Origin of the sequence: Paenibacillus sp. TAF43_2 (assembly GCF_052113545.1) — a bacterium.
In the GTDB taxonomy this organism is placed as follows: Bacteria; Bacillota; Bacilli; order Paenibacillales; family Paenibacillaceae; genus Pristimantibacillus.
Genome location: NZ_JBFRDK010000026.1, coordinates 29,673 through 40,491, shown reverse-complemented (window position 1 = coordinate 40,491; position 10,819 = coordinate 29,673). Strand labels below are relative to the sequence as shown.

The 10,819-nt window shown below is 47.8% G+C and carries 12 protein-coding genes; 2 read left to right on the top strand and 10 right to left on the bottom strand.

Features of this window, described 5'->3' with window-relative positions; translation table 11 throughout:
• Positions 1-39 precede the first annotated feature (39 nt).
• Together AB4Z17_RS08325 and AB4Z17_RS08320 are read right to left on the bottom strand one after the other, a co-directional pair.
• Entirely contained in the window at positions 40-858 is an 819-nt protein-coding gene (locus AB4Z17_RS08325; protein ID WP_441910822.1) for a PPK2 family polyphosphate kinase, read from the bottom strand.
• A gap of 22 nt (positions 859-880) precedes the next feature.
• Entirely contained in the window at positions 881-1,567 is a 687-nt protein-coding gene (locus tag AB4Z17_RS08320) for a M50 family metallopeptidase (RefSeq protein ID WP_441959199.1), read from the bottom strand.
• A gap of 118 nt (positions 1,568-1,685) precedes the next feature.
• On the opposite strand from AB4Z17_RS08320, the gene AB4Z17_RS08315 reads away from it, so the two are divergent.
• Both AB4Z17_RS08315 and AB4Z17_RS08310 read left to right on the top strand, forming a co-directional pair.
• Positions 1,686-2,501 (top strand): alpha/beta fold hydrolase, encoded by an 816-nt coding sequence (locus AB4Z17_RS08315; RefSeq protein ID WP_441959197.1) that lies wholly within the window; start codon positions 1,686-1,688, stop codon positions 2,499-2,501.
• Positions 2,502-2,901: 400 nt separating this feature from the next.
• Positions 2,902-3,135: a transposase gene (locus tag AB4Z17_RS08310; RefSeq protein ID WP_441959195.1), complete on the top strand. Its 234-nt coding sequence runs from the start codon at positions 2,902-2,904 to the stop codon at positions 3,133-3,135.
• Positions 3,136-3,232: 97 nt separating this feature from the next.
• Here AB4Z17_RS08310 and AB4Z17_RS08305 read toward each other — a convergent pair whose 3' ends face one another.
• From AB4Z17_RS08305 to AB4Z17_RS08270, 8 genes are all read right to left on the bottom strand, one after another.
• Positions 3,233-3,874, bottom strand: coding sequence for a hypothetical protein (locus AB4Z17_RS08305; protein ID WP_441910816.1), 642 nt, complete (start codon positions 3,872-3,874; stop codon positions 3,233-3,235).
• 193 nt (positions 3,875-4,067) lie between these two features.
• Positions 4,068-4,598, bottom strand: a complete 531-nt coding sequence (locus AB4Z17_RS08300; RefSeq protein ID WP_441910814.1) for a type 1 glutamine amidotransferase domain-containing protein — start codon at positions 4,596-4,598, stop codon at positions 4,068-4,070.
• Positions 4,599-4,667: 69 nt separating this feature from the next.
• Positions 4,668-5,531 carry an STM4011 family radical SAM protein gene (locus tag AB4Z17_RS08295; RefSeq protein ID WP_441959193.1) on the bottom strand — a complete coding sequence of 288 codons (864 nt, stop codon included), beginning with the start codon at positions 5,529-5,531 and terminating at the stop codon, positions 4,668-4,670.
• Positions 5,528-6,826 carry an STM4012 family radical SAM protein gene (locus tag AB4Z17_RS08290; RefSeq protein WP_441959208.1) on the bottom strand — a complete coding sequence of 433 codons (1,299 nt, stop codon included), beginning with the start codon at positions 6,824-6,826 and terminating at the stop codon, positions 5,528-5,530. The genes AB4Z17_RS08295 and AB4Z17_RS08290 overlap by 4 nt, the downstream gene beginning before the upstream one ends.
• A 74-nt stretch (positions 6,827-6,900) precedes the next feature.
• Positions 6,901-7,686: an STM4013/SEN3800 family hydrolase gene (locus tag AB4Z17_RS08285; RefSeq protein WP_441959191.1), complete on the bottom strand. Its 786-nt coding sequence runs from the start codon at positions 7,684-7,686 to the stop codon at positions 6,901-6,903.
• Positions 7,687-7,692: 6 nt separating this feature from the next.
• On the bottom strand, positions 7,693-8,946 hold the full coding sequence (locus AB4Z17_RS08280; RefSeq protein WP_441959189.1) for an STM4014 family protein: 1,254 nt from the start codon (positions 8,944-8,946) through the stop codon (positions 7,693-7,695).
• The gene (locus AB4Z17_RS08275; RefSeq protein ID WP_441959207.1) at positions 8,919-9,758 is read right to left on the bottom strand and encodes an STM4015 family protein; all 840 of its coding nucleotides are present in this window, start codon (positions 9,756-9,758) and stop codon (positions 8,919-8,921) included. The genes AB4Z17_RS08280 and AB4Z17_RS08275 overlap by 28 nt, the downstream gene beginning before the upstream one ends.
• Positions 9,759-9,904: 146 nt before the next feature.
• Complete coding sequence (locus AB4Z17_RS08270) at positions 9,905-10,756, bottom strand: SDR family oxidoreductase (RefSeq protein ID WP_441959187.1); 852 nt, start codon at positions 10,754-10,756, stop codon at positions 9,905-9,907.
• Positions 10,757-10,819: the final 63 nt, after the last annotated feature.

Genomic DNA, 10,819 nt, shown 5'->3' with positions numbered 1-10,819 from the left:
CATGTGTTGGACTGCCATTTTTTATCAATCATCTGCAAGCTATGCTTCCTCTTTCTTAAGCTCCTCCAAAAAGGGCTGGAGCTCAGGCCTTGCTGCCGGATCCTTCAAATCAAGGCTCCGCAGCGCATCCACCGCGATTCGAAGCACCGCATAATTGCGATACCAGCGATTATCGGAGGGGACGACATACCATGGCGCCGCTTTGCTGCATTTTTCAAACAGCTCCTCGTAAAGCTCGCTGTACTGCTTCCAAGACTTGCGTTCCTTTAAGTCGGACGGGTCGAACTTCCAATTTTTTTTCGGATCTTCAATACGGCTTATCAGCTTCTCCAGTTGGAACTGCTTCGATATGTGCAAAAAGATTTTGACCACTTTCACCCTGCTGCCTAATAAAAGAGCTTCAAAATGATTGATATGCTTAAACCGCTCCTTCGCTTCCTCGCTCTTAACCGTACCATGGATTCTCGTGATCAAAACTTCCTCATAGTACGAACGGTTAAATACAGCTATCTGGCCAAGGGCAGGCACGGCTACATGTGCTCTCCATAAAAAATCATGCCGCGCTTCCTCCTCTGTTGGCGTCTTAAAGCTATGGGCAGAAATGCCCTGCGGATGAAGTCCGGCAAATACTTTTTTGATTACGCCATCCTTGCCGCTGCAATCCATGCCTTGAAACACAAACAGCACGGCATGCTCTTTGCTCGCGGCAAGTTTTTCTTGCAGCTGCTGCAGCTCAAGCTCAAGCTCCTTCACTGCCTGAACGACCTCTTCTTTATTCGAAAAGCGCCCCGTATCCTTCGGATCGATGTCCTTCAGATCCACCTTTTTCTTCTCGGGCAGTTTGTAGCTTTTGGACATTTGCTCACAGCCTCTCCAGTGTTTATTTACTTATTAGTATCCCACCAGCGCCTCTCCTAAACAAGCAGCTGGTCGCTATTTTGGCACACCAGAGCGAGAAGAAGCAGAACAAAGCGGACCACACAAAGGCAGGTACACCGGTTACGTCGCTTAAACCAGCCGCATCCCCAGCTGATGCAGGCTCCGTAATCGCAAGATAGAGCAACACAAATGGACTAATAATGGATTCCACTAAACAAATAAAAGCGATCAGCAAATAATAAAAGTCTCTGAGCCAGCGAGGAGCAGCAAAATAAATAAGTACCGTCAATGCTAGGAAACCCGCGCTCCAAGCCATGCCGTAATCATTTCGAACAAAAAGCGCGAGCGCCACGCCAGCTGCTACCGCAACGATCGCGAGTCCAAAACGAGCTTTTCCTTTTGCATATAGAAAGAAAAGCAGCAGCGAGAACAAAGCTGAGCCCGTATAGCCGGCAAGCGCAATCGGGATTAGCATCCAGCTGTCCGTGTACGAGGTATAAGTCACTCCGCTTTGGTCAGCGTACAAATAAATATGCAAGACGCTTCCCTTAAGCAGCAAAGCTGCAAGCGCATGGGCAAGCTCGTGGACTAATGTATTCACATTTTGAAAAAAAGCCGAGAACGGAATGAACCTAGTTAAAAAAGCAGTAACGATAATAATAGCCGTCATTCGCAACCAAGAAAACATGCTTTAGCCTCCAAGTCATATACCGCTATTCTAACTCTTCTTACGTATGAAAAAGATTTATTTTTCAAAAGATGCTAATACGGGTAAGTAAAAGTATAGACGCGAGAGGAGAGATAGGATGGGACATTATATTGAGGTTGAGAAAAAAGTCAAACTTTATGTTGAGGATATAGGCTCCGGCAGCCCCGTTATCTTCTTGCATGGCTGGCCGCTGAACCACAAAATGTTTGAAGCTCAGTTCACTCTGCTATCCGAGCAAGGTTATCGCTGTATTGGGATCGATCAACGCGGCTTCGGCAAATCCAGTTCTCCCGCAGCTGGCTATAGCTACGATCGGCTTKCAGATGACGTAAAGGCTGTTATTGATTATTTGAAACTGGATCAAGCCTATCTCGTTGGTTTCTCGGTAGGAGGAGCCATTGCCGTCCGCTATATGGCGCGCCATGGCGGTTACGGCATTCGCAAGCTCGCGCTTCTAGGCGCAGCAGCTCCCTCATTCACGCAGCGTGAAAATTACCCGCATGGCATGACACAAGAGGAAGCGAATGATCAAATCGCTGCAATCAAAAAAGACCGTCCGCAGCTGCTCCGTGATTTCTGCGAGAAATTTCTAGCCGATCAAGAGCCAAACGCCATCAGCCAGCCATTCAAAGATTGGCTGCAGCTGCTCGGCTTAGAGGCATCCGCGTGGGGGTCAATCCATACGTTCGAGTCGCTGCGCGATGAGGACTTGCGGAAGGATGTGCTGCAAATCAAAGCTGCGACGACGATTTTTCAAGGCAATCTGGATCAAATATGTCCGCCAGAATTCGCCAAGCAGCTGCTTAGCGGCATTGACGGCTCTACGCTCGTTACGTTCGAGCAAAGCGGCCATGGCATGCTGTTCGACGAACCAACTAGATTCAATGAGGAGCTGCTCGAATTTTTGAAGTAAAAAGCTGAAAAGGAGCCTGCTCAAAAGTCATTTCCCGATTTTTTGAGCACTACGTAGAACTTTTTTTCTTCGATAAAAGGACCTCTGGCTCCACTATACAGTGGATTTTGAGGTCCTTTCATTTGAAAACGGTGATGTTCCCCTGTCATACGATGACTCTTRCGGCAGCGCCTGCAGCAGCTTCATCTAAGCGCAGGTATGCACTTATTTAACCAAATCTTCTTCGAATCTGCTCAATTAGAGGTATTTGTACACCTATTTGCATCATTTCAATTTTGTTTGTTAAAAACAGGTGCACTTTTGCACTTATTTACACTCCACTATCGTTTCACGCGCATTACAATCATACAACGATCATCGCAGATGCTGGATATGGCGGAGAAGAGTCAGTCAGGGTTATATGCGCTACACAAGGGATAAACTTTGCAGCAAGGAAGGATACTCGCTGTCGGTAAGACGAATGMTTGAACCCGAAAGTGTATTCGGGCAGATMAARAATAACCGGGRATTCCGGCGTTTTYTGCTTCGCRGCTTRCCTAAGGTRAGTCTGGAGKTCGGGTGGCTTTCGCTTGCCCAYAATCTSATGAAGCAAGCAACCATAGATCAAAATAGAAAAATAGCAGTACAAGAATAGCTCTCCTGCACTGCTGTTTTTCATATATTTACCAACATTCCCGTTCAAAGCGAGCTATTCCTCAGCGAGTTTGATGCTTATGGGACAGCTCCTTTTTCTACATGTTATGGAGCTCAGCTAGCTCTATCTTGTATTTATTCAATAAATGGTGAAAGCGCTGAAAATCGCTGGAAAGAACTTTTATTTTCCGTTTGATCCTCAGCTTCCGCTTATGATCCTTGTCTTCGAGCATAAACTGATCAATATTTTTATCCAGCTTCTCCCGAAGCGTAAGGATAATGCCGATCGCAATATGCGAGCGTTCCATCTCCTGTAAATCTGCAGCAAGCGCTTCGCCAAGATGGTCCATTGTTTGCTGTTGAATGGTTAATGATTTATCAATGACAACCTGCTCAGGTGTAGCATCCTCACGAAATGCCTGACCAGGAACATCATCCCAGAACAGGTTCCATTCTTCTAACTGTTCAACCTCAAACAATAAATATTTATGAAAACCGCATAACCATGCTGTACAGCTGGTATTTCGCAATTGGCAGCCTACACCATCAAGCAAATGGCGGCAATCGCGGCAGCATGATCCGCTGTTAGCTATGCAAACCTTGCAAATATGATCTGCTCCCCATTGCTGCAAAACGGTCATTCCGTTATCAATAAGGCTTGTCCTGCTTACTGTAGAAGGCCGTTGAATAAGGGGGCGGTCTGCTTGATCTGTATGTACACCCTGCTTCATGTCTGGCATTCAAGCATGCTCTCCTTCCTTACTAAACGTATATATACTCAAAAGTATACCCTACTTGCAATGCGATGACCAAGTTCGCTCGAGCAACATGTGCAACGAGATGCAAGAAAGGACTGTCCCAGATCCGCTTGGATCTAGAGAGACAGTCCTATCAGCTTGCGATTTCATTATAAAAAGCGAAATCAATTTCAAACTACCAAGCGTTTACACCAAGCTTTACTAGCGTCTCCCGAATGAATGCAGGCTCGTCCTCTGGCGTTCGTGACGTAACAAAGTTGCGATCAACAACAACTTCTTTATCGACAAAAGTGCCGCCGGCTGCTTCAATTTCTGCGGATAAAGCAGGATAGGCCGTTAAAGTGCGTCCCTTCAGCAGGCCTGCTGCCTCCAAAATTTGCGGACCGTGGCATATTGCCGCAATGGTTGTGCCCGCTTGATCTGCCTTTTGAACGAACGCCTGCACATCCGCATTGCCCATAAGATGAGACGGCGATTTTCCGCCTGGGATAATGATCGCATCGTAGTCATCTGCATTAGCTTCTTCAATGGCCAAATGCGAGGTGTACGCAATGGTCCCCTGTTTTCCTTTTAACTCGTCATTGCTCTTCAAGCTAATAATAACGGCATCATGTCCGTTCTTCGCCATTTCATCATAGGGATTTTTCATTTCGGAATCTTCGAAGTCGTCCGCTAGCAGAAATGCTACCTTTTTTAGTGGTGTCATATGGTGCACACTCCTCTCATGATTCAAGCCATGATTTACTTTACCCTATTTCGATAATTTTGAAGCAAGCTATCGCGTATAACCTGACGGTATGCGTTCTAGCAGACGATCGCCGTACACCTCGCCCAGCTTCAGTTCGGGCATATGAATATAGCCAATGTAGCACCCGCATTTTTTCATCGTGCAAGGACGCTCAGCTGATAGACCCTCAAGTCCGTCACGATAGAGATGGCCGATAACTTTGCGATCGCTATAGCAGCGTTTGACAATGCCAGCCCCCTGCACATAAAACACATGCGAGCCCGCGCCGCATGGTTTGCCTAAACTATCGTAATCGGGAACGTTCAGCTGGAAATGCGGATCAATTTCGGTTAAATAAACAATATCATTCTCTGAATAATAATTTTTCTGATCCTTGAAGGCGTTGACCCACAGGTATACGTCCTCTGGAAGCAGCTGCCTCAGCTGCTTAATCGCGCCGAAAGCCGAGCGTATCCCAACCGACCCGACACTAAAAGGAATTCCCTGCTCATACAGCTTCATGCACTGGCTTAGGAAAGCAGCATGGCTCGTTTGTCCAGGATGATAGGTAGCCCAAAAGGCTGCCTTGCTCCGGTCGATGTCGTTCGTCCAATCAAGCTTGACGGATAAATTGGTCTGGACAGCTACCTTCTCGATATGCGGCATATGGGACAGCTCGATCATCGCCTCACGATACCACCGATGTACAAGCGCTTCGCCATAAGGATTGAAAAAAATCGAGAGCTGATGTCCGGAGCCTCCTTGCTCCCGAACCCAGTCCATAAAGGCATGAAGCTGCTGCTTATCCTTCGCAAGCGTCGCTTTGCTGTCCTTTGTTTTGCTGAATGGGCAATAAGGACAGTCATAATTGCATGAAGACAACGCGCCGCGGTAATAGAGCACCGCCTTCATCGGATGACGTACCCGTTCATAAGCTCTCTTACATCGCCCGAAATAAACTCGTCGCCAATCGCATCCGAATAAGCCATGCCTTGAGTCGTCAGACGAAGAGTATCCTCCTGAAGCTCAGCCAGCTCCAAACGGATCAGCGTCTGCAAATCAGGATGATCGGATAGCGCATTACTCTTGAATCGCTCCTCGTACGTGTGTAAGATTAGCCCTTCGCGGTGCAGTAAAGCTTTCAATATAAACCTGCGCTTCTGCTCCGCTTCATTCAGAATAAAGCCGTAATCGGCCGTATCATAACGCTCGGCAGCAACATATTGTTCAATAATGCTGCGCGTTGCCGCTGCGCTCACGCCATAACGCGATGCATAATGGACATCGCGGGTGTAAGAGCGCGCTCCGCAGCCAAGCCCTGCCATTCCTTCCTCCTGACAGCTGAAGGGCAGCACCGTTTTATGATCAAACGATGTATCTCTAGCGAAACGCCTCATCGAAAACTGCTTATAGCCTGCCGCTTCCAGACGCTGCCGCGCAATATGGTACAGCTCCAGTCGAATATCCTCTCCTGCGCTGCGCATCTGCTCCGGCTTTATAATGGTGTTCTCACGCGTATAAAGTGGATATATAAATATTTCGCCAGGCGCATAGCTGATCGCCTTCTCCAGTGAATAAATCCATGTTTCCACGGTTTGCTTAGGCAAACCGTAAATAAGATCGACATTCACGAGTGGAAACGAATAGGATATCAACGTCTCCAGCGCCTCTTCCGCAAGCCGCGGCTTCTGCGGACGATAGATCGCTGCTGCTTCCTCTTCAACGAAGCTTTGAACCCCCATGCTGATCCGATCAACATGCCGATCTTTAAGAACGCGCATGCGGTCAGCCGTTACCGTTTCCGGCGACGTCTCGACCGATATCGATGCTTTCATCGGATCAAGGCCCATTGTATTCTCAGCTATATCGAATAGACGGTTCAACTGGGTAGCCGCAAGCAAGGTTGGCGTCCCGCCGCCAATCGCAAATCGCGAAAATGTTTTGCCTTTAAACCAAGGCGCCCACTGCTCCGCCTGCCGCTGCATGGCATCAATATACTGCTCATGTACGTCTAAACGACGATCCGGCAGCGTGAACAAATTGCAGAAGCCGCAGCGGGCACCGCAAAAAGGAATATGCATATACAAAAAATAATAATCGGTTTGATCCCGCTCCCACATCTCCTTCAGCGACCGCACGGGATGCAAATCTCGGTAAGCTGTCTTATGGGGATAGGAATACAAATAGGAACGGTAAGGAGCCCCCATCCAGCGCTGCTCCTGCTCCTTAAGCTCCGGAAAAGATGGTAGCGAAGATGATTTTTGCAAGCTGCTTCTCCTCCTTATTCCAAAATAAATTCGCGATACGGCACATTCCAGACAACCTCATGGGCAAGCCGATGCCCTTCATAGCCATCCTCGCCGTAAGCTGTCCCATGATCGGAAAAAGCGAGACATAATGTTTTTCCTCTGCGCCGCATAGCTTCAAACAATGGGGAAAGCTGACTATCAACATAACGAAGCGCGGCACGCTGTGTTTCCACGGAATCCCGTTTGGCGCCATCTACAAAATAATGATTAGGTCCATGCATAGCAGATATATTCATGAACAGAAACAGCTTCTCAGCAGGGTCCGCTTTCTCCAGCAGCTTAAGCGCGTGATTCACTTGATGCTCCGTCGAACGCGGATTCGTTACACCGAATGTCATCCGCCAATAGCTTTCTTGAAAATAACTAGGCAGAACCTTGGCTAGCTTATTCTTTTTCGTAAAAAAAATGACGCCTCCGATGCAGATTGTTCGGTAGCCCGCCTCCTGCAAGCCGGATACAAGATCCGGAGCGTCAAATAACCATGTATGAGGGTGCGTCTTAAGCCCCGTATTTTTTGTATGAAACAATCTAATATGAGAAGCTTTGTCCGTATTTGCAGGAGTAGGCAAAAAACCGCCAAAAAAAGCATGATGGGCAGCATAAGTAAAGCTGCCCGGCGAATGCCTCTTCTCCCAGCCTCCGCTTCCGCAAAGGTTCGGGCAATTCTTTTCCTCAAGCTTCGCAGCGTCATAACGCAGCGTATCAAGCGTAATCATGAGTATATCGTGAGAACCTACAATTTGATTCATATCTAGCATTCGTATCTATTCCCCTCTAAGCAGCTGCTGCATTTGCCATTCATAGGTGTTCATTCCCTCATACTCGGCGCCGTACAGCAAATCACCAAAAGGATTGATGTCTATCGGATAGGTCATGCCGCTTCCTCTTTGAACGAGCACATCAACGCCTGCCGCAGAGCAGCCGGGAAATGCTCGGAGCGCGGATTCAGCTGTCCGCTGCACCGCTGCCATTACTTCTGCAGATAGCAGCTGCTCGACATCCATCCTCCGTTCGTTGCGCAGATGAAGATTCGTAATTGGAGTGCTGCTTAAACGGAGTACCGTATGACAAGCCTTACCATCCACAACAAGCTGCCGTACATCAAACGACTTGCTCTCGAAGCTTTCCTTCTCAATCCATCGTTCAATATGTGCGCCTTCCCGGCATACCCAATCGACCATTCGCCGAATATCCGAGCGTTCCCGGTAACGCCGTAGCTTGCCTTCGTTGAAATAGCAAATGCCGCGGGCCCGTTCTTCCATGCCGATGGTCGTGATAGCAAGTTCATCGCCAGTACGAGGATTGATTTGATAGGCAATAACCCCAGAAGCGCCCGATCCGCAGGCAAGCTTAATAAACAGACGCCTCATGCCGCTTGCAGCAATCGCCGCTTGCAGCTCATCGTAATTTTTTATGCTTCCTGTAGGAGCAGGAAGAGCCGGCATGATGAGTCCATGGCGTGTGAGCAGCTGCCAGCAGCTTCTTTTGTCGAACATATTAGCTACGCTTCCCGGCGAGTTTACCCAGCTTGCGGAAACGCCTGATGCTTTAACCTCTGTATGCATAGCAGCAAGAAATCGGCAGTACCCGCGGTACCACTGTGCTGGATAATAGATTCGTCCATGCTCCAGCGGCAGCTGCTGTGCTTCCTCCGCGGATATCGAAATATTGTGCGGCAGGGAGCCCGCTGACCAGAATAAGTCATCGCCGCTTCGGTCAGCCGCACCCCATGCGATCAACTGTCGTTCAACGGCTTGATCCTCACCTGGCGCATCAAGCCGAATAATGACCTTATCCGCTCCTGCATATTCTCGCAAAATTTCTTGAATAAACACTGTTCGCTTGAGCAGCTGCTCATAGGAGAGCACAACAGCAGGAGCGAGCCCCTGCTTCCTTCTTGCTGCCTGCAAGCCGAATGTTCGTTTGTTTGACGGATTTCCGATGAGCAAATAAGGAGCTTCGGCAACGCCGTCGTTTATAAAATGATCCATTACTCGGTAAGGAACGGATAACGCCAATCATCTTCATCCGTTTCCTGCTGGTCCGTCACATCTACTGACAGGCCTGCTTGCTTCCAGCGAAGCAGCAGCTCATCCGACATATAGTGGTAGCTCAGGTTAAGATGCTTCAGCTTCTTCACACGCTCGCTTGCAAGCAGTGCCTTGCCGCCTTCATCGGATAATGTGCCGTAAGAGAGATCAAGTATTTCCAACTGGTCCAAAATCGGCGCATCCGCGATCGCAATTGCGATTTCGTCCTGAATTTCACTATCCTTCAAGCCTAAGTATGTAAGCTTTGGAAACAGATCACCTTGCAGCAGCGGCATGACATCCTCTATTCCGCCGTCAAAACCGTAATCATCTACGCCCAGATAAAGCTCAAGCTTCTTTAGCTCTGGCAGCTTTGCACTCGTTATTTCCTCTAGTACAGACTTCGGAAGCCCTCCGCAAATAATAACGAGCTCTTGCAGCTTCTCATGTACAAGAGGCTGCAAGCTTAATTCTTGGCTGCCCTTGATCGACAATGACTGCAAATTCGGGAATGCCGCAAGCAGCGGTGAAAGGTTCGTCTGATTAATCCAGGAAACCTCACATTCCTCAAAACCCATATCTCCAATAAATAATTTCGTTAAATTAGGAAAAGAATCTTTATGGCTGATCAATGTTTCCAAGAAGCTGTCCGGAGAATTCTCATACGCCTGACCCCAATCGCCAATCGTTAGTATAGACAGCTTCTCGCCATCTGCGCTAGATGCCAATTTCTCAATCAGTTCAGACATCCTTACGCCTTCTTCATACTCGTCATAACCTACCGATAAGCGAATTTCAATCAAGATGATCCCTCCAATAGTTTCCATGTGAAGTTAGAGTAACATGGACTTTTTCGATGCGTCAATGGTCTCAGGGTCTTATCTGTCTTGGCTTCATAAAAATAAAGCCGAGCAGCGCAGAAAACAGCGCTCTCAGCTATTTGAATTTAGTGCAGTGCTTTGCGAAGTACAAATTCGATGAGTCGCCAAGGGAACAGCTTTTTCATAACAAAAATCATCTTCGCATCATTTCCGCACACATAACGAAGCTTTGGACGGCGGGATTTGCAAATTTTCACGATCGTGTTCGCAACCTGAATCGGATTAGGCGCATTTTTCTCCGACTTTTTATTGAATTGATTAAAGCGCTCAATCATTTTGCTGTAAGGGGAGTTTTCTTCCGCACGAAACACATGCTTTGCTGCAATGCCAGTATCGTAAGTACCGGGTTCTACGAGTACGACCGGGATAGAAAATGGCAGCAGCTCTAGCCGCAGCGCTTCACTAAAGCCTTCTATTGCAAATTTTGAGGCCGAATACGCGCCAGTGTTGGAAAAGCCAATAATGCCTGCGCCGCTGCTGACATTAATAATTTTGCCTTGGCTGCGAACTCGCATATGTGGCAGAACAGCTTTGGTAACCGCAACGGTACCAAAGAAATTCGTATCGAATTGAGCACGCCAATCCACCATCGGTATTTCCTCAACGACGCCCATTACTGCATAACCCGCATTATTTACGAGCACGTCGATTCTGCCCCAGCGCTCCATTACCTGCTCTATGACTTCCACGATGTTGCCAGAATCGGTAATATCAAGCCTCATTATTGCTATATGATCTAGCACGCCGTTCTCTTTCGCTTTTGCAAGCACGCTTTCCTTCTTCCCGATGTCCCTCATTGTTGCGATTACAAAGTAGCCCTCTTGCGCTAAGCGAATCGAAGTCAAAAGCCCAAACCCACTGGATGCTCCCGTAATCAATGCAATAGGTCGATTGGTTACTTCTGCTACATTAGCCATCCTTAAGCCACCTCAATCCCTATGAATGGTATACAATAACATGTTGTATTGAGTATAGCTTAT

Bases quoted from the DNA above. Each gene is read 5' to 3' on its own strand.
- AB4Z17_RS08325 (WP_441910822.1), bottom strand. From the start codon at position 858: ATGTCCAAAAGCTACAAACTGCCCGAGAAGAAAAAGGTGGATCTGAAG.
- AB4Z17_RS08320 (WP_441959199.1), bottom strand. From the start codon at position 1,567: ATGTTTTCTTGGTTGCGAATGACGGCTATTATTATCGTTACTGCTTTT.
- AB4Z17_RS08305 (WP_441910816.1), bottom strand. From the start codon at position 3,874: ATGCCAGACATGAAGCAGGGTGTACATACAGATCAAGCAGACCGCCCC.
- AB4Z17_RS08300 (WP_441910814.1), bottom strand. From the start codon at position 4,598: ATGACACCACTAAAAAAGGTAGCATTTCTGCTAGCGGACGACTTCGAA.
- AB4Z17_RS08295 (WP_441959193.1), bottom strand. From the start codon at position 5,531: ATGAAGGCGGTGCTCTATTACCGCGGCGCGTTGTCTTCATGCAATTAT.
- AB4Z17_RS08290 (WP_441959208.1), bottom strand. From the start codon at position 6,826: ATGGGGGCTCCTTACCGTTCCTATTTGTATTCCTATCCCCATAAGACA.
- AB4Z17_RS08285 (WP_441959191.1), bottom strand. From the start codon at position 7,686: ATGCTAGATATGAATCAAATTGTAGGTTCTCACGATATACTCATGATT.
- AB4Z17_RS08270 (WP_441959187.1), bottom strand. From the start codon at position 10,756: ATGGCTAATGTAGCAGAAGTAACCAATCGACCTATTGCATTGATTACG.